Genomic DNA, 19,864 nt, shown 5'->3' on the forward strand with positions numbered 1-19,864 from the left:
GTATTTATACATAGGAGGGCGGAAATGATGAATTGGCAGACTAAGGATGATTTGCTTACCCTTTTAACTTCTCTTGTCCAGTATGAAAGTATCACCGGTTCGAAAGGGGAGGCCGCACTTGCAGAATATCTTTATTATCTTTTAAAGGACAAGCCTTATTTTCAAAATAACCCTGATCATGTAACACTCCATCCGATGGAAGACGGCAGAACGTTTTTGACAGCGCTTGTCAAAAAGAAAGATGTCAAACAGACGGTGCTCTTGCTGAGCCATTTTGACGTCGTGGACATAGAGGACTACGGAGAATTCAAACATATGGCTTGTAAGCCGGCTGAGCTTTTGAACTCCTTTTTAGAGAAAAAAGAGTTGCTTCCTGAACATGTGAGAACAGACGCGGAAAGCGGCGACTGGCTGTTCGGGAGAGGCACGATGGATATGAAAGCGGGGCTGGCTGTTCAGCTGTCGATGCTTGAGCGGGCAATGAATGGTCATTTTGATGGGAATGTGCTTTTGATTTCGGTTCCTGACGAGGAAGTGAATTCAAGGGGAATGATCGAAGCCGTTCCTGCGTTGAAAGAAATGGAGAAAAAATATCATCTTACATACACTGCTTGTTTGAATAGCGAACCGATGTTTGAAAAGTTTCCGGGCGACCAGCAGCAATATGTGTATTCAGGAAGCATCGGCAAGGTTCTCGCAGGGTTTTTCTGCAAAGGGATAGAGACGCATGTCGGAGAGCCGTTTTCCGGTTTAAATGCAAATTTAATGGTTTCTGAGATCAACCGTCTGCTGGAACTGAACGTAAATTACTGCGAAATGGCTGACGGGGAAGTCACCCCGCCGCCGGTAAACTTAATGCAAAAGGACTTGAAGGAGGCATATTCCGTCCAAACACCGCATACGGCCGTTACGTTATTTAATGTACTGACAATGAAGCGCTCCGCGAGTGAGCTGCATGACATGCTGCGGAAAACCGCAGAGCAGGCGGCAGAGAAGATTTCAAACCATATTCAGCAGAAAACACGTGATTTCCAGAAGTTTGAGCCATTTCATCCAATTGAACGAACTGTCTCTGTTTTTACATTTGATGAGCTGCTTGCACGTGCGAAACGGCGTGTCGGAAGCTCGGAAACAGAACGGGTGCTGAATTTCACTTATGCAAACAGGGGAGATCTTGGAGACAGGGATTTTTCGACTAGAATTGTATCTGAGCTCGCAGCGCTGTGTAAGGAAGATGCGCCGCTCATCGTTCTCTTTTACAGCCCTCCATTTTACCCGGCAGTGTCATCAAAGAACGATCAGATAATCAAGAATACTGCTGGCAAGCTCATTCAATATGCAGCTGACAGGTACGGCATTGCTTTACGGGAGGTGCAGTATTTCCCAGGACTCTCGGATTTGAGCTATCTTCAGCTGGAAAAACAGGAGGTTGGTGCATACACAAGCAATATGCCGCTCTTTAACAGAGGATATTCACTTCCCAGCAGTAAAGACAAGGCGCTGTATGTCCCGGTATTAAATGTCGGCCCGGCTGGAAAAGACCCGCACAAATGGACAGAAAGACTGTATGTGCCTTATTCCTTTGAGGTGCTTCCCGACTTGCTTTCCTTTACAATCTCTGCATTATTAAAACAATCAGAAGCTGCCAGCCAGCCTTAAGATAAAAAAAGACAGAAAGCGCTTTGCCTTCTGTCTTGTGTTTTTTTCTATAAATGCTTCTCTAAGGCGGCTCCGGCAAATTGCTCTTTGATTTCAGCGCTGCGTTTGGCTGTTTCTTCAATACAATGAATGATCGCTTCTTCAAAGCTGGCTTCCGTTAAAGCGCGAAGGCCTGCCTCTGTTGTTCCCCCTGGGCTCGTAATCTCCCTGCGCAGCTGTGCGGGCTGTTTTCCGCTTTGACGAAGCATGTCTGTAGCGCCTGCCATTGTCTGCAGGATCAGTTTTTTAGCCGTTTCCTCATCTAAACCGACCTTTTGCGCCGCTTTTTCCATCGCTTCGATATAGCGATACAGGTAAGCGGGACCGCTGCCTGCTATCGCGGTAACGGCATCAAGGTGCTGCTCCTCAACCAATGTGGCGTCACCGATTGTTTCTAGCAATGCTGTAGCCGCCGTGATATCGTCTTGGCTTGCTTCAGCGCTTACGGAAAATCCGGTTGCTGATTTTCTGATGGCAGCTGAAGTATTCGGCATCACCCGTATGACAGCAAGCTTTCTGCCGAAATAATGCTGAATGGTTTCGATGGTAAGGCCTGCAAGCACAGAAATGACAAGCTGATCCTTCATGTAAGAACGAATGCTGTCAATGCTCTCTGCCGCATCCTTAGGCTTAAAAGCGAGAACGACGATATCAGTTTGTGTGAAAAACTCGCTCTTATCCCTGCATGGACGCACGCCGTACATTTCCTTTAATTCATTCAGTCTCTCTTCGTTTGACCTGTTTGTGATATAAATATTTTCAGGTTTTGTAATGCCGCTTTGCAAAAAGCCGTTGATCATTGCTTCAGCCATGGACCCGGCGCCGACAAATCCTATCTTTTTCATGGATATCCTCCTTCTATCAGAACAACAAAAAACCTTTTCATCACATAAAGGACGAAAAGGTTCGCGGTACCACCCTTATTAGCACAACTTGTGCTCAGCTCAAATCCCGTAACGCGGGAAACGTTTAGGTTTTCCTAACCGCGACTTGAGGGCAGGTTCTACAAACAAGCGGGCCGCGATACCTTTCAGCCTGGGGATATCGCTCTCTCTGGCCATTGCCTGTATACTATTCCTCGTCATAGCGTTCCAATGGTTCTCATTTTAGTTGTTGTTCATTATGCAATGGGGGATAAGCTAATGTCAATATCTTTTTCAAAAAGGGACATTCTCATACGGCACAATAATGACACAAGACCGAGAAAAAGCTAAAATATGAGTAATGAATGAAGACAAGGAGCAAAAGAATGACAACTGCAGATATCATTCCGATTCGCGTCCCGACACCGTTTGCCGTCGGTGATGTCATCGTTTACTTAGTGAAAGGTGACGCGCTGACACTGATCGATGCCGGGCCGAAAACCAAAGAGGCGGCTGCAGCCCTAAAAGAGCAGCTTGCCGCTGTACATATAGAAATGTCAGATATTGAGCAGGTCGTGCTGACTCACCATCACGCGGATCATGCGGGGTTGCTTGATGTTTTTTCTGATGATATTAAAGTGATTGGACATCCGTTTAACGAACCATATATCAGCAGAGACAAGGCATTTATGGAGTGGCAAAAACATTTTTTTCAAAAGCTGCTGCCTGAGTTAGGCGTTCCATTTGATGATGTGAAAGCAGAAAGGCTCATCCGGTCGGCGTACGCATTTTCCTGTACAAGATCCTTGACCCAAACGGTTACGGAAGGGATGAAAATTGACGGGATGGGTGACTGGACTGTTCTGGAAATGCCCGGACATGCAGAGTCGCATATTGTTCTCTTTCATGAAAAGACCGGAAGAATGCTTGGCGGTGATTTGCTGCTGGCGAACAGCTCGTCTAACCCGATTCTTGAAGCGCCAAAAACGGGAGAAAAAAGATCGGAGCCTTTACTGGATTATCAGCGGTCGTTGCGGAGGCTGTCTGAACTTGCCCCGAACACAGTGTTTCCCGGTCATGGCGAGACAATTGGCAATGTACGGGCACTGATCAAGAAGCGGTTTGACAAGCAGAGCAGCCGAACCGAGGATGTGCGTCATATGCTGGCGGAAAAACCGCTTACCGCTTTTCAGGTCTGTCAGCAGCTCTTTCCTGCCGTTTATGAAAAAGAGTTGTTTTTAACGATGTCAGAAACGGTTGGGCATCTTGATATATTGGCAGCCGAAGCAGGCATCACGTCATATTGGGATGGAAAAACCGCATACTTTAGAGCAATAGAGAGGTGAACAGGGTGAAAAATATAGCTGGCAAGCGTATTTGGATTACAGGTGCTTCAGGAGGGCTTGGTGAAAGAATCGCTTATTTATGTGCTGCTGAAGGAGCCCATGTTTTGCTGTCGGCAAGACGTGAGGATCGTTTGAAGGAAATCAAAAGAAAAATGACCGAGGAATGGAGCGGACAATGTGATATTTTCCCTCTGGATGTCTCCCGTCTTGAAGATATCACCCTCGTCCGTGGTCAGATCGGTCCGGTTGATGTGCTGATCAATAATGCAGGCTTCGGTATTTTTGAAACGGTTTTAGACTCTACACTTGATGAGATGAAATCAATGTTTGATGTCAATGTTTTCGGTCTGATCGCCTGTACAAAAGCTGTTCTTCCGCATATGCTTGAGCAAAAAAGCGGCCATATCATCAATATTGCCTCTCAAGCAGGGAAAATTGCCACGCCGAAATCCAGCCTTTATTCAGCGACAAAACATGCTGTGCTCGGCTATTCAAACGCTTTGCGTATGGAGCTGGCGGGCACGGGCGTCTATGTGACGACAGTCAATCCAGGGCCGATTCAGACTGACTTTTTTTCTATTGCTGACAAAGGCGGAGACTATGCCAAAAATGTCGAACGCTGGATGCTTGACCCAGATGATGTGGCAGCACAAATCGCGTCTGCCATTATGACGAACAAACGTGAAATCAACCTTCCTCGTTTGATGAATGCCGGCACAAAGCTATATCAGCTGTTTCCAGCCCTTGTGGAAAAGCTGGCTGGACGGGTGTTCATGAAAAAATAAGCATGGAACTGCCTGTGTGAGGCGCCTTTGGGTGTGTTTGCAGGCAGTTTTTTATAAAGATATACATTTGTTACAGGAAGGAGAAATGGCTGATGTCGATAAATCAAGAAACTTTGCTTAATCTGATAAAAGATCCATTTATTCAGAAATTGATTGATGCACGACCGGTATTCTGGGCTAATCCCGGCAAGAAAGAGGGGATGGTATTACAAGCGGCTGAGTGGGAAAGCGAGATAGCCGAGGCGGACAAAAGACTTCGGCGGTTTGCTCCTTATATTGCCGAGGCGTTTCCGGAAACAAAAGCTGCCGAAGGGATGATTGAATCGCCGCTTTTTGAAATACGCCATATGAAAAAGAAGTTGGAGGAAGTGTATGGCGAAACGTTTCCGGGGAGATGGCTTTTAAAGTGCGATCATGAGCTTCCGATTTCGGGATCGATTAAAGCACGCGGCGGTATTTATGAAGTGCTGAAACATGCGGAGGAGCTTGCGCTTCAAGAAGGAATGCTTAAGGAAACAGATGATTACCGCATCTTGCACGAAGAGCGGTTCACTTCATTTTTCTCACGCTATTCCATTGCTGTCGGCTCAACAGGCAATCTTGGTTTAAGCATCGGCATCATTGGCGCCAAACTAGGTTTTCGAGTGACGGTGCATATGTCCTCCGACGCTAAGCAGTGGAAGAAGGATTTACTTCGCAAAAAGGGCGTCACCGTAATCGAGTACGAATCAGATTACAGTGAAGCGGTTAAAGAAGGACGGCGGCAGGCGGAACAAGATCCATTCTGTTATTTTATTGATGATGAACATTCCCGCCAGCTGTTCCTAGGATATGCGGTAGCGGCCAGTCGTTTAAAAACACAGCTCAGCTTAATGGATATCGAGCCTGGTCCTGAAACACCGCTGTTTGTGTATTTGCCTTGCGGAGTCGGCGGAGGGCCGGGCGGTGTGGCATTTGGACTGAAGCTATTGTACGGAAACCATGTCCATGTATTTTTCGGGGAGCCTACCCATTCACCGTCTATGCTCTTAGGTCTATATTCCGGCTTGCATGACCAGATCTCTGTGCAGGATATCGGCTTGGATAATGTAACGGCTGCTGACGGGCTTGCCGTAGGGCGTCCATCAGGATTTGTCGGCAATCTGATAGAACCTTTGCTGAGCGGCTGTTATACAATTGAAGACGAAACGCTGTATACTTTGCTTCATTTGCTGGCTTTATCTGAAAATAAGCATTTAGAGCCGTCTGCGCTTGCCGGTATGTTCGGGCCTGTTCAGCTGTTTTTATCGGAAACCGGGAAACACGACATGTTTGAAAATGATCTGCGTCACAGCATGAAAAATGCCGTACATGTTGTCTGGGGAACGGGAGGCAGTATGGTTCCGAAAGAAGAAATGGCTGCATATAACCGAATCGGTGCTGACTTGTTAAAAAGGTAAATTGAAAAAATAAGCAGACAGTAGGAATGTTTTCCGTTACAATCTTTGTAAGCGTTTGTTTAAAGCTACAGAGAGTCAGGTGTAAACAGTGAAAAATAAAGAGCTTAATTTACATACTTTATATACACAGCACAGCCGGCAGTCTTGGTCAGGATTTGGGGGCCATTTGTCGATTGCTGTTTCTGAAGAAGAGGCAAAAGCTGTTGAAGGGCTGAATGATCATCTATCCGTAGAGGAAGTGGAGACGATCTATATTCCGCTTGTTCGCCTGCTTCATTTGCATGTCAAGTCCGCTGCCGAACGAAATAAGCATGTCAATGTTTTTTTGAAGCACCCTCATTCAGCCAAAATTCCGTTTATCATCGGCATTGCCGGCAGTGTCGCAGTCGGGAAAAGCACGACAGCGCGGATTTTGCAGAAGCTGCTTTCACGTTTGCCGGATCGCCCCAAGGTCAGCCTGATCACGACAGACGGCTTTTTATTTCCTACAGCTGAGCTGAAGAAGAAAAACTTGCTGTCAAGAAAAGGATTTCCTGAAAGTTATGATGTGAAAGCGCTCCTCGAATTTTTGAATGACGTAAAGTCAGGAAAAGAAAGAGTAAAGGCCCCGGTATATTCTCATTTAACCTATGACCGCGAGGAAGGTGTGTTCGAGGTTGTAGAACAGGCTGATATCGTGATCATCGAAGGGATTAATGTTCTTCAATCGCCGACCTTGGAGGATGACCGGGAAAATCCACGCATCTTTGTTTCCGATTTCTTTGATTTTTCAATTTACGTAGATGCGGACGAAAGCCGGATTCTTACCTGGTATTTAGAGCGTTTCCGCCTTCTTCGGGAAACAGCCTTTCAAAATCCGGACTCGTATTTTCATAAATTTAAAGACCTGTCTGACCAGGAGGCTGACGAGATGGCAACCTCGATTTGGGAGAGTGTCAACCGCCCTAATTTATATGAAAATATTTTGCCGACTAAATTCAGGTCAGATTTAATATTGCGAAAGGGAGACCGGCATAAGGTAGAAGAAGTGTTAGTGAGAAGGGTGTGATCATTATGCACCATATTGAACTGTATGTCTCCGATTTGGAAGCGGCTATAAAGAGTTTCAAAATGGAGTTCCGGCATCAGCTGGAAGAAAGATCACTTTTACCTTGTGATTGTTCAGGCAAAAGAAGAATGTCTAGAGCTGAAATATCACAGGTGCCGTGTCGGCCTGAACCATCTCGCGTTTCAGCTGAAATCAAGCTTCAAGTCGACCTGATGACTGAAAAATTGATGGCGAAAGGCTATCGTGTGCTGTACCGGGACCGGCATCCTTTTGCCGGAGGAGACGGGCATTATGCAGTTTATTGTGAGGACCCTGACCGGATCAAGGTAGAGCTCGTTGCCCCAAGCGGTTAATCGTTTTGGTCTTCGGACATGCTGTTAAGCTTTTTTTCGATTCGGTCCAGCTGTGCTTTACGGTTTTTCGCATATGTAGAGCCGATCACAGCCGCCGAGATAACAGCGGCAAACATGAAAAATACGATCAGCTGAAACATGATATCACCTATATTCATATTTCATCACCTCGTTTTTGCGGGAGAGAGCGATTCTCTCCCGTCTTCTTGTGTTAAAGCGGCTTCCCCAGTCCGGGTTGCTGCTCAGTGATTCCCGCTTTCATCCTCCGATAGGCAAACACTAAAAACGGCAGGCCAAGCAGGGTGATGCCGCTAAGGACAGAAAAAATGGAACTTGGATGCCCGGCACCAAATGCATCTATACATAAGCCGCCAGCCCAAGGGCCAATCACATTCCCAAACTGCGAAAAGCCGATCGCTCCGAAATACGTTCCTTTTAATCCGGGTTTTGCAATCTGGTCTACAAACAAATCCATCATACAGAATAAGAGCACTTCTCCAATTGTAAATGCAATCACAATGATAACAAGTGAAGAAACCCCGTGTGACATGGTAAGGATCATCATGCTGGCGCTGATCATGATATTGCCGAGCATCAGGGAGCAAAGCGGCGAAAACCGTTTACCAAGGTGGACGATGGGAAACTGTGTTGCCAAAACAACAATTGCGTTTAATGTCAGCATCAAGCCGTACAATTTTGTCCCATTTTCGATAAAAGGATTTTGCGCCATATATTGCGGGAATGTAGAGCTGAACTGCGAATAGCCGAAGCTGCATAGTGTAATGCCGATAAGAGCAACTGTAAAAAGACGGTCCTTTTGCGTTACCATAAACGCTTCCCGAACGTTCAGATTTCTGGATTGTTCTAATGTCGCGGGTGGATGCTTTTTAAATTGGATGGCAAGGATGACACCGTACATCCCATAAATCACCGCGGGCACCAAAAAAGGAGCGGTAGATTGTGATGAACCAAAGTACAGACCGAGCACAGGGCCGAAGACAACGCCGATATTAATGGCTGCATACCGTAAATTAAAAACCAGCAATCTTGTTTTTTCTTCTGTCATATCTGACAGCAAAGCTTTTGAAGCAGGTTCAAACAGTGATTTACAAAGTCCGTTTAACGCATTTACCACAAAAAATACCCAGAGGTGAGAAGCGGCCGCAAACCCTGCAAACACCAGCATCCAGCCGAAAATGGATACAAGCATCATGTTCTTTTTGCCGAATTTGTCCGAGATATATCCGCCATAAAAGCTTGCAATGATACCGACTGATGAGCTCGCCGCAATGACAAGCCCCGCGTAGGACGCTGATGCGCCTTGGACAGATGTTAAATAAATCGCTAAAAACGGAATGCTCATCGATGTTGCCATCCTGCCAAAAATGGTTCCGATAATAATTGTCCAGCTGATTGGGTGGATATCTTTCCATGTCTTCATGTCTATTGTTCTCTCCTGTTAGTAAGATCTTTTTCTATCATACATGAAAAAATTTCCTTATCCAACGGAGGATTAAATATTTTTACTTACCGGTTTATAAGGGATTGTATTACACTATGGGTGCGCAGGATGACCTTTGTTTTTGAATGGTTCATGTTTCACGGTTGACGATGGCGTTTACGCCGTTGAAGCAGAGGTTGAAGTACTCGGATTTTTTGTCCGGCGCTTATATCTCACCATGAAAGTGCAATTCTCATTCAGCAGAAATGCCCGGGCAGTTTAAAGATATCAGGAATGCGGGAGAATCAAACGGATTTCCGTTTAAAGACGTTGACCTATCAGGCTGTAGCTCATATCGGCGGGGTTCCTGAAATGCTGAGTGAGACGGGGCATCAGGCTAAAGTTTATGCTGATGGGCTTGAGCGCCCCTATATGAGAAGGGGCGCTTCCCGTCGATATCAGCGGCGTCTCTTCTGGCCATACGAAAACAGATATACGAAATTTCTCCAACAATGAAGGTGCATGACACTAAGAAAACAGCCCTTGGTTTGTGACGTAGTCATAAATGATATCCTCTATATGCGCATGCAGGTCCTCATCTGGATCTTGATTTTGTCTTTCCTCTAAAGCAGCTTTCAGGCTTTGTTTTTCATACGGGCTTAACGGATCAACGGCAACATTTCGGCCGTATTGGCGCAATGCCTGTCCCAGCATTTTTTCGACAAATTTCTCCATTTTGACTCTCCTATCTTTATGGTTCGCTTTCATTCTACTAAATGTTTTCCTTCTCTCAAACCCTTGCATCATATTTTCTGTCAGACAAGAATCATTTACCAGTATAAATCGAACATATTTTCGCATATAATAGTGAAAGCGAACATAAGTTCTTTTTAGAGGTGTGTATGATGAAAGAAAAAGTGATTTTTCTCGTTGACATGCAATCGTTTTATGCATCTGTAGAGAAAGCGGAAAATCCACATTTGAAAAATCAGCCGGTGATTGTTTCGGGTGATCCGGAAAGGCGGGGCGGAGTTGTATTGGCTGCATGCCCGCTGGCGAAACAAAAAGGGGTAGCCAATGCCTCACGCCTGTGGGAAGCGCAGGAAAAGTGCCCTGAAGCTGTTGTGCTCCGGCCTCGTATGCAGCGGTATATTGATGTATCGCTGCAAATCACCGCCATTTTAGAGGAATATACAGATCTCGTGGAGCCCTATTCCATTGATGAGCAGTTCATGGATATCACAGGCAGCCAAAAGCTGTTTGGGGCGCCCGAGGAGATTGCTAAAAGCATTCAGGACAGAATTAAGCGGGAGGTCGGCATTTATGCCCGGGTCGGAATCGGCCCTAATAAAGCGCTCGCCAAAATCGCGTGTGACAATTTTGCCAAAAAGAATAAGAACGGTATTTTCACGTTAACGAAAGAAAATATGAAAACCGAGATGTGGCCGCTTCCGGTGGGGAGTATGTTTGGCGTCGGGAGCCGGATGAAACATCATTTAAATCGAATGGGCATCAGCACGATCGGCGGGCTTGCGGTTTTTCCGCTCGAGCTTTTAAAAAAGAAATGGGGCATTAACGGACACGTGCTGTGGATGACGGCGAACGGAATCGACTATTCTCCTGTGTCAACGGCATCGCTGGACGGACAAAAAGCGATTGGCCACGGAATGACACTCCCGAAAGACTATGAACACTTTGACAAAGAAATAAAAGTCGTTCTGCTGGAGCTGAGTGAAGAGGTATGCAGGCGAAGCCGAAACGCCGGGATGATGGGGCAGACGGTTTCGGTGAGCTGCAGGGGGGCTGACTTTGATTTGCCGACCGGCTTCAACCGGCAAGTGAAGCTGGCGGAACCGACCAATTCTACGCAGGATGTGTACCAGGCTGTATGCAGACTGTTTCTCAAGTTTTGGGACCGGAAGCCTGTCCGCCGCCTCGGGGTCAATCTCTCTCAGCTCTCATCTGATGAAGTATGGCAGCTTAATTTATTTCAGGATTATGCAAAGAAGATGAGCCTCGGCTATGTGATGGACGGGATTAAAAACCGGTTCGGCGACACGGCGATCATCAGGGCGGCCTCACTGACAGCGGCAGGCCAGGCGTTTGAACGAGCGGCTAAAATAGGAGGGCATTATAAATGAATGAGCATTTAAAAAGAGGCAATCTGCTGTGGGAAGGAAGCCGAATGTTTCTGCCTGAACATAAACAAAGCCTGCTTGAGAGAAAACACCATAAACAGAAGCTGCAAAGGCCAATCCTTGATTCGGATAAGCTGGAGGAGATGAACCAAACGCTTTGCATGGCAATGGAATTTGCTCAGGATATTACTGTCAGCTGCTTTCAGGATGGCGAAATTGTCACCTGCAGCGGGAAAATCTGCCGCTATGAGGAATTTGAAAAAACAGTGTGGATAAAAGGAGACGCCGGCAAGCTCTGTAAGCTGAGACTTGATCAGGTGCTTGATATTTTTCTGTAAATGTTCCCCCTCCTGGAGGGGGAGAACTAGATATGAAAATAGCAAACATTGTTCCGTCAGCAGTCTGGAAACGTATGATACAGAAAAGAAGGCATTTACAATTCCAGTCAGGCAAAATATAATTTTTATATTGTGAGAAAAAAGAGACATTCGTTTTGCCAGACGGAGGGAGATCAAATCGTAATGGATATTCGAACAATCACGTCTTCAGATTATGAAATGGTAACGTCTGTAATGAATGAATGGTGGGGCGGCAGGCAGCTGAAAGAAAAGCTCCCGCGATTATTTTTTGAACATTTTCAGGACACCAGCTTTATCACACATGAACATAACAGCATGACTGGATTTTTAATCGGATTTCAATCGCAATCAGATCCTGTAACGGCATACATCCATTTTTCCGGTGTGCATCCGGATTTCAGAAAAATGCAAATTGGAAAACAATTATACGATGTGTTTATTGAAGCAGTTAAGAAGAGGGGATGCACCCGGGTAAAGTGCGTGACGTCCCCGGTAAATAAGGTGTCAATCGCGTATCATACAAGACTGGGATTTGAAATTGAAAAAGGCAGCAAAACAGTGAATGGCATCTCAGTATTTGCAAATTACGATGGACCGGGCCAGGACAGGGTTCTTTTTGTGAAGTACATATAAGGAGGAACCGCTATGGATTTTTTATCAAAAACACCTGAGCCCCCTTATTATGCTGTTATCTTTTCTTCTGTCAAAAGTGAAAATGACGAAGCGTATGGAGAAACAGCAGAGCGGATGGTTTCGCTTGCGGCGAGCCAGCCCGGATTTTTAGGTGTGGAAAGCGTTCGCGGAGCGGATGGAACCGGCATCACAGTTTCCTATTGGGAGAGTATGGACGCAATCAATCATTGGAAGCGTCACACCGAACACCAGGCAGCGAAAGCGAAAGGAAAAAGCGTATGGTATGAATCGTATGCGGTCCGCGTCGCCAAAGTCGAGAAGCAGCGGCTGTTTTCAGGAGAAAACAAATGATTGCATTTCTTCAGCATAAGGAAGAGGCTGTATCGCGTGAGATTATTGACGTTCAAAAGCCGGCTTATGTAAAAGAAGCGGAGCTTATCGGTTTTGACGGAATCCCTGCTTTACACGAAAAAGCTGAGGATATCAGAGCCTCTCAAGAGCAATTTGCGGGATACCGGGAAGACGGGAAACTGCTCGGTGTCATTTCATGCGAGAAGTTTATGCATGAGCTGACAATTTGCAGGCTTGTTGTGCATCCCGACGGTTTCAGAAAAGGCATCGGACGAGCACTCGTGCAATTTGTTATTGATCAGAACGAAGACGCTGAGAAAATCGAGGTCGTAACAGCCGAGAAAAACAACCCGGCCGTGTCGCTGTATACGCAGGCAGGGTTTGTAAAGACGAAAACCGTCAAAGCGTCAGAGGGGCTTTTTCTGTCAGTCTTTCATCTCTATCCGAAAAGAAAGGTTGAAGTCGTTCACTACAATGAAGAATGGGCAAGGCTGTTCAGAGAGGAAAAAGATCGTCTGAAGCTTGTGCTCGGCCCGGAGATCATTGACGTGCATCATGTCGGAAGCACATCGATACCAAATATGGCGGCAAAGCCGGTCATTGATATCCTGATTGCAGTAAAGGATATCGCGGCCGTGAACCAATATGATTCGAAAATGGCGGAGCTCGGCTATATGCCGAAAGGAGAAAACGGCATGATTGGCAGACGCTATTTTCAAAAGGGCGGAAATAAGCGTACCCATCATGTCCATATTTATGAAGGAGGGCATCCTGCTATTGAACGGCATTTGGTGTTCAGAGATTATCTCACAGCTCATCCGGAAATAGCGAATGAATACGCCTCGCTCAAAAAACAGCTGGCGGCCCAGTATCCGGACAATATCAAGCCGTACATACAGGGAAAAAACGATTGGATCAAGGCTGCAGAAGAAAAAGCGAAGCGGTGGAAAAAAGGCAGAAACAATGCGAACGGACGCGTGGTGTGCTACAATAGCGAAAATGAAAAAAACGGGGGTTTCACCTTATGAACATTCATGTGACAGATGCAGCAAAACAGGCACTGCAGCAGGCGCTTGACGCCAACCCGGGAAAAAAGGCACAGCTCCGTTATGACGCTGAAGGATGCGGCTGCGCAGTAAGCGGTGTACCGACCATCTGGGTGACAGAGGAATTAGCGGGACAGTGTGAGCAGCTGGAAACGAACGGCATTCCGCTATATATCCAGTCGTCGCAAAAAGTGTTTTTTGACGATCAAATGACAATCGATTACAATGAAAAAGCCAAAACGCTGGCGCTGAAAAGTCCGGCTCAAATGCTCAGTCCAAGAATGAGCATATTAGTAAAGTAGGGAGACACGAAACGTGGAACAAAAGCTGAAGTCAATTAAGAATACAGCACAGAATAAAACGTGGGTATCCTTTCTGAACAAAAACCATCCCTACACCCTGCTGCATTGGTCAATCGGAGGAGCGCAATCCGTCGAGAAGGATGTTTGGCTTTTGCAGGATGAAATGACATTTGAAGCGCAGGAGTTTACTACGATAGACCTTGCGATTGAATGGATCAGTGAACATATGGATGGCATCACCGACGTTTTATGATGGAAAAGCGAAAGGCTAGGGGCCTTTCGCTTTTTACGTTATTTTGTCTAAAAAGGCTTGCACGGTTTTTCGATACGTGTCCCGATTTTTTGTATACGACATGGCGTGTTCTCCAGCTTCAGCAATATAGAGTTCCTTTGGACCGGGCTTTTTTTTATAAAGCCGCTCGGTTGCGGAAACAGGAATATAATCATCATGCCTGCTGTGAATAAAGAGGACCGGCTTTTCGATCGTTTCGATGACGGCAAGAGGAGATACATCGCGTGCGCGGTAGCCGTCCCTGAACCGCAAAAAGGAGTCGGCAATGGGAAGAATCGGCCAGGAAGGCAGCCGGTATTCCGCTTTCAGGCGATACGCAAGCTGTTCCTCAAAGCTTGCAAACGGGCAATCGGCAATATAAAAATCAGCGCCATCGTCAGGATGTGCGCCTGCATACAGCAGAGCAGTCACTGCTCCCATTGATTCACCATGAATTCCAACCAATCCGCGGTTACCGGTTTTTTCTTTCACCCATTTGACGACCTCGTGTAAATCATCCTTTTCATAAAAACCATAGCTTGTAGTCTTTCCGCCGCTTTGTCCGTGCCGACGATGATCGTAAATCAGCACATTCCAGCCGAGATCAAGAAATAAATCCATATATTTGAGAGAATTTAATACATTCACGGTCACACCGTGGCAGATGATCATTGTATTTGATGTATCGTGCGGTGCAGCATAGTAGCCTTTTATATCATATCCGTAAGCCGATGGAATCACAAAAGCCGTTTTCTCCATGCGTTCAAACCATTCAAATACATCATGCCCGTCATCTGTTTCTCTTTTCATAATCTCTTCGTCAGTTTTTTTCTTTATAAACATAATGATATTTGTGAAGCAAATACCGATAGCAGCTAATGCTGCCAAGACAGCGCCGACGGCTAAAAGGAATCTTTTCAAAAGACACAGCACCTTTCAACTCTATTATGGATAATCTTCTAAAACCATTATACCTAAACGCTGCTGAGCCGGCAGAAAAATATGACAGCGTTTTTCAGAAGAGAGTCTGCTTGTTCAGCCTGAATCTCCATGATAAACTGGCTTCAAAACAAAAACACGGGGGAAGCGAGCATGAAAAAACAAAAATCTGCTGACAAACACCAATTAAAAGACGACCTTCAATCCGATATAAAAGAAAAGCTGATGCAGATGAAAAGCCAATTGAAGGAAGAGGATGAGAAGAAACAGGAAAGAAAGAAAGCGGAACAGATCAGAAAGAAAAAGGAGATCGAAAAAAACAAAAGCTTTGAACAGCTCCTCAATGAAAGCCAGCTCGATTGGCATCAATACAAATAAACCAGCACCCGGTCAGGTGCTGGTTTTTTTATGAACGGTGCGCTTCGTAAACGTCTTGTTCCGTATGAGATTGGAGCGCTTTGATTTCCTCTTCACTTAAACGCCGTGCGTTTGCAGCATGAACGTTTTCCCGTAACTGCTCAATCTTACTGGCGCCTGTAATCACTGAGGCGACAGCCGGCTGTGCTAACAGATACTGCAGTGACTTTTCTGTCATGGACAGATCTGGCGCGACATTCTCCATCGCTTTGCGGGCATTTGTCAGTTTCTCGAACGAATAGGATAAGTATCCGTTTTGTTTGATACTGTCAGCCGTTTGTTCAAGCGGTTTCTCAGTCAGCAGCCCTTTAGCGACCGGGCCTCTGGCAACGACACTGATCTGATGTTCCTCTAAAAGCGGGAGCCATTCCTCCGGCCGTCTGTCATACAGGCTGAATTGCATCATAATGCTGACGATGTTTGACTTTTTCACATATTCTTTAATGACGTTCGGGCGAATAGAAGAAATTCCATAATAACGAATGACGCCTTCTTGTTTTAATTCTTCAAATGCTTCAATCGTTTCGTCAATGTTGTCTTCTATTGTGCCGCCGTGAAGCTGATACAGATCGATATAGTCCGTTTTCAGCCGTTTCAAGCTCTTTTTCACAGCTTCTTTTATGTAAGCTTTTGAAGGGTCCCAATACCAGCCTTCACTTTCGTCACTCCAGCGGTTTCCCGCTTTCGTTGCCAAAATAATATCCTGGCGTCTGTTTTGAATCGCTTCGCCGACGATTTCTTCATTGCGGCCGCGGTCATACAAATCAGCTGTGTCGAGATAGTTGATGCCAAGCTCAATGGCTTCATCAAGGATCGACAGCGCTTTATTTTTTTCGGTTCCAAGGGACATACAGCCAAGTCCGACTTCGCTTATTTCTAAATCAGATGAACCTAGTTTGCGCTTTCTCATGTGCACACTCCTTTTTTTAGGCTTTGTAATGACCGTAATATAAAGGAGCAGAGTTTTCAACTTTTACGGCTCGGAAACCCAATCTTTCACATACCGGAATGTGCGCCCGTATTCCTTGAGCTTCGCCCGCACCTCCCACGCTTTCCCCACTAAAACGACGCCCTTTTGCATACGGTACACTTTCATAAAGAAGCCCCCTTTTCTCTAGTATGATAAAATGTATGGGGCATGATATAGAGACAGAACGGGAGATGAAGAAATGAAACACTTAGAAGAAAAAACAATTGCGAAAGAACAGATTTTTTCGGGTAAAGTTATTGATCTTTATGTAGAGGACGTCGAGCTCCCAAACGGAAAAACGAGTAAACGCGAAATTGTAAAACACCCGGGTGCGGTAGCGGTGCTGGCTGTCACAGACGAAGGGAAAATCATAATGGTGAAACAATTCCGGAAGCCGCTGGAGCGGACGATCGTTGAAATACCGGCCGGAAAGCTGGAAAAAGGAGAAGAGCCGGAGTATACGGCGCTTCGGGAGCTGGAAGAAGAAACAGGATACACAGCGAAAAAGCTGACGAAAATCACAGCATTCTATACATCGCCCGGTTTTGCCGATGAAATTGTTCACGTTTTTCTTGCGGAAGAGCTGTCTGTGCTTGAAGAAAAACGGGAGCTTGATGAGGACGAGTTTGTTGAAGTGATGGAGGTGACGCTTGAAGACGCACTGAAGCTGGTTGAGTCGCGTGAGGTATACGACGCAAAGACAGCCTATGCGATTCAATATCTTCAGCTGAAAGAAGCGCTGCAAGCATAAAAATGAAAAAGATTTACGCGGATTTACACATTCATATCGGCCGGACCTATACAGGTAGGGCTGTTAAAATAACAGGTGCAAAAACCCTGACGCTGGACCGGATTTTGGTTGAGGCCAGTGAATATAAAGGGATTGAACTTCTCGGGATTATTGACTGCCATTCCCCGGAAGTCATAATAGAGCTTGAGGAAGGCATTGCTTCAGGCAGGTATCACGAGCTTGAGGGTGGCGGAATCCGTTATCGCAGCACAACTCTTTTATTGGGAAGCGAGCTGGAGATTTATGATGAAGCCTGCAGCGGGCCGATTCATGTGCTCGCTTTTATGCCGACACTCGCTGATATGAAACAATTTTCAGCCTGGCTTTCAGCGCGGATGAAAAATATTCACTTAAGCTCGCAGCGGATATACGAAACAGGCTTGAACCTTCAAAAAAAAGTAAAGGAAATGGGCGGATTGTTTATCCCCGCCCATATTTTCACGCCCCACAAAAGCTTGTACGGAAAAGGGGTTAAGTCAAGCTTAACTGAGGTTTTTGATCCTTCTATGATAGATGCGGTTGAACTTGGTTTAAGCTGTGACACACCTATGGCTTCACGGGTATCCGAATTAAATAAATATTCATTTTTAACAAATTCTGATGCGCATTCCTTAGGGAAGATCGGCAGAGAATATAATGAACTATATGTGCAGTCAGCTGATTTTTCTGAGTTTGCTCTTGCATTAAAGGGACAGGACAACAGGAAAATTACTGCAAATTACGGATTAGATCCGCTGTTGGGGAAGTATTATCAAACGGCTTGTGACGTATGCGGGGAGCGTACAGTGAGCGGGGCAACGGCGTGTGCGGAATGCGGAAGTGCCAGATTGACAAAGGGTGTCAGCGAGAGACTGCGCGAACTGAGTGATCAGTCTGGAAAAGGCAAAACGCGTCCTAGATATGTCCATCAGATACCGCTGCAATTTGTTCCGGGTGTCGGACCGAAAACCCTGGACAAGCTGAAGACTGCCTTTGGCACAGAAATGGCTGTTCTCCATGAGACTTCAGAGGAGGATCTGGCTCGGGTTGTTCCGCCGAAAACCGCCGCTCTTATTGTGAAAGCGAGGTCAGGAAAGCTTGAACTGAAAGCCGGAGGAGGAGGAACCTACGGGAAAGTTAAGTCATGAGTGAAAATTAACTCAGTTCCTCCTGGACTTTTCTCTTTGTCCGGATAAAGGTGATCAGCTGTATAATTTCGTCTTCAGACAGCGGCTTGCCGTCAACAGCAATATCAATGTCAAGGCTGCTCCACGTGGTCAATTCAATGGTCTGAGGAGCAGTCTGTTTTTGCTTTGGGCGGCCTAAGAGGTCATCGCAGGTTGTGTCAAAAAGGTCTGCCAGCATTGCCAGCGCCTCAAGCGAAGGGCGGCGGTAGCCGGACTCGTATCCCGCGTACGTGCTTTTTGCGATGCCCAGGAGGTCAGCCGTATATTGAAGCGACCAATTTTTCTTTTTTCTCAATTCAGTTAAACGATCTAAATTCATGGACTTCCGCTCCTTTTTCAACTTGAGCTGATTATATCATATAGGTATTCGGAAGTGTACGCGAATTGAATAATAATGTCTTGCGTATTTTATTTTCCGTGTCTATAATTGCATTAAAAGTATGCGAAAAGCGAATGCCTTCTCGCAAACCCATCTTTAGATATAGTGAAGAGGTGTATGGTATGAAAAAATTATTGATGTTGACAACTGGGGGAACGATCGCTTCAGTTGAAGGGGAAAACGGGCTTGCCCCGGGGGTGAAGGCTGACGAGTTGTTAAGTTACGTATCAAAACTTGATAACGATTACACGATGGAAACCCAATCGCTTATGAATATAGACAGCACCAATATGCAGCCTGAATACTGGGTGGAGATAGCGGAAGCCGTTAAGGAAAATTATGATGCCTATGACGGGTTTGTTATTACCCATGGTACAGATACAATGGCCTATACATCTGCCGCATTATCTTATATGCTGCAGCATGCTAAAAAGCCGATTGTGATTACAGGCTCGCAAATTCCGATTACCTTTCAAAAGACAGACGCCAAAAAAAATATTACAGATGCCATTCGCTTTGCCTGTGAAGGCGTAGGTGGGGTTTATGTTGTGTTTGACGGCAGAGTCATTCAAGGAACACGTGCGATCAAGTTAAGAACGAAAAGCTATGACGCGTTTGAAAGCATCAATTATCCATATATCGCTTTTATTACAGAAGACGGGATTGAATACAACAAACAAGTAACGGAACCTGAGAACGACTCCTTCACAGTTGACACGTCACTATGCACAGATGTTTGTCTGCTTAAGCTGCATCCGGGCTTAAAGCCGGAAATGCTGGACGCTCTGAAAAGCATGTACAAAGGAATTGTCATCGAAAGTTATGGCAGCGGAGGTGTTCCGTTTGAAGGCAGAGACATTTTGTCCAAGGTAAATGAGCTGATTGAAAACGGCATCGTTGTCGTCATTACGACTCAATGCTTGGAAGAAGGCGAAGATATGAGTATTTACGAAGTCGGCCGCAGAGTCAATCAGGACTTGATTATCCGCTCTAGAAACATGAACACTGAAGCAATCGTTCCTAAATTAATGTGGGCACTCGGCCAATCCTCAGATCTGCCGGTCGTAAAAAGAATTATGGAAACACCGATTGCCGATGACGTTGTCCTGTAAAAAAGCTAAAACTATAAC

Annotated in this window: 24 protein-coding genes and 2 pseudogenes; 18 read left to right on the forward strand and 8 right to left on the reverse strand. The window is 45.8% G+C overall.

The window, feature by feature from the left end; all coding sequences use genetic code 11:
* The first annotated feature begins 27 nt into the window (after positions 1-27).
* The gene (locus LNN34_RS03320) at positions 28-1,659 is read left to right on the forward strand and encodes a M20/M25/M40 family metallo-hydrolase (RefSeq protein ID WP_059336693.1); all 1,632 of its coding nucleotides are present in this window, start codon (positions 28-30) and stop codon (positions 1,657-1,659) included.
* 47 nt (positions 1,660-1,706) lie between these two features.
* Here the strand turns inward: LNN34_RS03320 and proC are convergent, their stop codons facing one another.
* Positions 1,707-2,543 carry a pyrroline-5-carboxylate reductase gene (proC, locus tag LNN34_RS03325; RefSeq protein ID WP_059352406.1) on the reverse strand — a complete coding sequence of 279 codons (837 nt, stop codon included), beginning with the start codon at positions 2,541-2,543 and terminating at the stop codon, positions 1,707-1,709.
* Between the two features lie 404 nt (positions 2,544-2,947).
* Between proC and LNN34_RS03330 the strand changes: the two genes are divergently transcribed.
* The 5 genes and pseudogenes from LNN34_RS03330 to LNN34_RS03350 all read left to right on the forward strand — a co-directional run bounded on the left by LNN34_RS03330 (position 2,948) and on the right by LNN34_RS03350 (position 7,532).
* A complete protein-coding gene (locus LNN34_RS03330) occupies positions 2,948-3,907 on the forward strand; it encodes an MBL fold metallo-hydrolase (protein ID WP_229042724.1) in 960 nt (319 codons plus the stop codon).
* Positions 3,908-3,912: 5 nt separating this feature from the next.
* On the forward strand, positions 3,913-4,692 hold the full coding sequence (locus LNN34_RS03335) for an SDR family NAD(P)-dependent oxidoreductase (RefSeq protein WP_099043229.1): 780 nt from the start codon (positions 3,913-3,915) through the stop codon (positions 4,690-4,692).
* 92 nt (positions 4,693-4,784) lie between these two features.
* A complete protein-coding gene (dsdA, locus tag LNN34_RS03340) occupies positions 4,785-6,131 on the forward strand; it encodes a D-serine ammonia-lyase (RefSeq protein ID WP_229042725.1) in 1,347 nt (448 codons plus the stop codon).
* Positions 6,132-6,219: 88 nt separating this feature from the next.
* On the forward strand, positions 6,220-7,179 hold the full coding sequence (gene coaA / locus LNN34_RS03345) for a type I pantothenate kinase (RefSeq protein WP_024121956.1): 960 nt from the start codon (positions 6,220-6,222) through the stop codon (positions 7,177-7,179).
* Between the two features lie 5 nt (positions 7,180-7,184).
* A pseudogene (locus tag LNN34_RS03350) lies at positions 7,185-7,532 on the forward strand (VOC family protein).
* Here the strand turns inward: LNN34_RS03350 and LNN34_RS03355 are convergent.
* Entirely contained in the window at positions 7,529-7,690 is a 162-nt protein-coding gene (locus LNN34_RS03355) for a hypothetical protein (RefSeq protein WP_024121954.1), read from the reverse strand. The pseudogene LNN34_RS03350 and the gene LNN34_RS03355 sit on opposite strands and share 4 nt — an antisense overlap.
* Positions 7,691-7,743: 53 nt before the next feature.
* Positions 7,744-8,973 carry an MDR family MFS transporter gene (locus LNN34_RS03360; protein ID WP_099043227.1) on the reverse strand — a complete coding sequence of 410 codons (1,230 nt, stop codon included), beginning with the start codon at positions 8,971-8,973 and terminating at the stop codon, positions 7,744-7,746.
* 142 nt (positions 8,974-9,115) lie between these two features.
* Between LNN34_RS03360 and LNN34_RS03365 the strand changes: the two genes are divergently transcribed.
* The gene (locus LNN34_RS03365; protein ID WP_158003523.1) at positions 9,116-9,256 is read left to right on the forward strand and encodes a hypothetical protein; all 141 of its coding nucleotides are present in this window, start codon (positions 9,116-9,118) and stop codon (positions 9,254-9,256) included.
* A gap of 245 nt (positions 9,257-9,501) precedes the next feature.
* On the opposite strand, the gene LNN34_RS03370 is transcribed toward LNN34_RS03365, so the two are convergent.
* Positions 9,502-9,708, reverse strand: coding sequence for a YqzH family protein (locus LNN34_RS03370; RefSeq protein ID WP_229042726.1), 207 nt, complete (start codon positions 9,706-9,708; stop codon positions 9,502-9,504).
* Positions 9,709-9,875: 167 nt separating this feature from the next.
* Between LNN34_RS03370 and LNN34_RS03375 the strand changes: the two genes are divergently transcribed.
* The 7 genes and pseudogenes from LNN34_RS03375 to LNN34_RS03405 all read left to right on the forward strand — a co-directional run bounded on the left by LNN34_RS03375 (position 9,876) and on the right by LNN34_RS03405 (position 14,055).
* Positions 9,876-11,114 (forward strand): DNA polymerase IV, encoded by a 1,239-nt coding sequence (locus tag LNN34_RS03375; protein ID WP_229042729.1) that lies wholly within the window; start codon positions 9,876-9,878, stop codon positions 11,112-11,114.
* Positions 11,111-11,449, forward strand: a complete 339-nt coding sequence (locus LNN34_RS03380; RefSeq protein ID WP_024121949.1) for a YolD-like family protein — start codon at positions 11,111-11,113, stop codon at positions 11,447-11,449. The genes LNN34_RS03375 and LNN34_RS03380 overlap by 4 nt, the downstream gene beginning before the upstream one ends.
* 183 nt (positions 11,450-11,632) lie before the next feature.
* The gene (locus LNN34_RS03385; protein WP_044154753.1) at positions 11,633-12,103 is read left to right on the forward strand and encodes a GNAT family N-acetyltransferase; all 471 of its coding nucleotides are present in this window, start codon (positions 11,633-11,635) and stop codon (positions 12,101-12,103) included.
* A gap of 12 nt (positions 12,104-12,115) precedes the next feature.
* Positions 12,116-12,473 (forward strand): annotated as a pseudogene (locus tag LNN34_RS03390) (antibiotic biosynthesis monooxygenase family protein).
* Positions 12,451-13,482, forward strand: coding sequence for a GNAT family N-acetyltransferase (locus LNN34_RS03395; protein ID WP_229042731.1), 1,032 nt, complete (start codon positions 12,451-12,453; stop codon positions 13,480-13,482). The pseudogene LNN34_RS03390 and the gene LNN34_RS03395 overlap by 23 nt, the downstream one beginning before the upstream one ends.
* Positions 13,479-13,802: an iron-sulfur cluster biosynthesis family protein gene (locus LNN34_RS03400; RefSeq protein ID WP_024121945.1), complete on the forward strand. Its 324-nt coding sequence runs from the start codon at positions 13,479-13,481 to the stop codon at positions 13,800-13,802. The genes LNN34_RS03395 and LNN34_RS03400 overlap by 4 nt, the downstream gene beginning before the upstream one ends.
* Before the next feature lie 13 nt (positions 13,803-13,815).
* Positions 13,816-14,055, forward strand: coding sequence for a DUF2552 family protein (locus tag LNN34_RS03405; RefSeq protein WP_044154756.1), 240 nt, complete (start codon positions 13,816-13,818; stop codon positions 14,053-14,055).
* 33 nt (positions 14,056-14,088) lie between these two features.
* On the opposite strand, the gene LNN34_RS03410 is transcribed toward LNN34_RS03405, so the two are convergent.
* On the reverse strand, positions 14,089-14,994 hold the full coding sequence (locus LNN34_RS03410; protein WP_229042736.1) for an alpha/beta hydrolase: 906 nt from the start codon (positions 14,992-14,994) through the stop codon (positions 14,089-14,091).
* Between the two features lie 171 nt (positions 14,995-15,165).
* On the opposite strand from LNN34_RS03410, the gene LNN34_RS03415 reads away from it, so the two are divergent.
* Complete coding sequence (locus LNN34_RS03415) at positions 15,166-15,390, forward strand: YqkE family protein (RefSeq protein WP_044154759.1); 225 nt, start codon at positions 15,166-15,168, stop codon at positions 15,388-15,390.
* A 28-nt stretch (positions 15,391-15,418) separates the two neighbouring features.
* Here the strand turns inward: LNN34_RS03415 and LNN34_RS03420 are convergent, their stop codons facing one another.
* The gene (locus LNN34_RS03420) at positions 15,419-16,339 is read right to left on the reverse strand and encodes an aldo/keto reductase (RefSeq protein ID WP_229042737.1); all 921 of its coding nucleotides are present in this window, start codon (positions 16,337-16,339) and stop codon (positions 15,419-15,421) included.
* 63 nt (positions 16,340-16,402) lie between these two features.
* Positions 16,403-16,525, reverse strand: coding sequence for a Z-ring formation inhibitor MciZ (gene mciZ, locus LNN34_RS03425; RefSeq protein ID WP_024121940.1), 123 nt, complete (start codon positions 16,523-16,525; stop codon positions 16,403-16,405).
* A 73-nt stretch (positions 16,526-16,598) separates the two neighbouring features.
* Here mciZ and nudF point away from each other — a divergent pair, with 73 nt between their 5' ends.
* Together nudF and LNN34_RS03435 are read left to right on the forward strand one after the other, a co-directional pair.
* Positions 16,599-17,150: an ADP-ribose pyrophosphatase gene (gene nudF, locus LNN34_RS03430; protein WP_044154761.1), complete on the forward strand. Its 552-nt coding sequence runs from the start codon at positions 16,599-16,601 to the stop codon at positions 17,148-17,150.
* 2 nt (positions 17,151-17,152) lie between these two features.
* Positions 17,153-18,316 carry a TIGR00375 family protein gene (locus LNN34_RS03435; RefSeq protein ID WP_059293659.1) on the forward strand — a complete coding sequence of 388 codons (1,164 nt, stop codon included), beginning with the start codon at positions 17,153-17,155 and terminating at the stop codon, positions 18,314-18,316.
* Between the two features lie 7 nt (positions 18,317-18,323).
* Here the strand turns inward: LNN34_RS03435 and LNN34_RS03440 are convergent, their stop codons facing one another.
* On the reverse strand, positions 18,324-18,674 hold the full coding sequence (locus tag LNN34_RS03440; RefSeq protein WP_024121939.1) for a helix-turn-helix domain-containing protein: 351 nt from the start codon (positions 18,672-18,674) through the stop codon (positions 18,324-18,326).
* A gap of 182 nt (positions 18,675-18,856) precedes the next feature.
* On the opposite strand from LNN34_RS03440, the gene ansA reads away from it, so the two are divergent.
* Positions 18,857-19,846, forward strand: coding sequence for an asparaginase (gene ansA, locus LNN34_RS03445; protein ID WP_202663754.1), 990 nt, complete (start codon positions 18,857-18,859; stop codon positions 19,844-19,846).
* Positions 19,847-19,864 lie beyond the last annotated feature (18 nt).

The organism is Bacillus sp. AF23 (assembly GCF_020861455.1).
Classification (GTDB): Bacteria; Bacillota; Bacilli; order Bacillales; family Bacillaceae; genus Bacillus; species Bacillus halotolerans.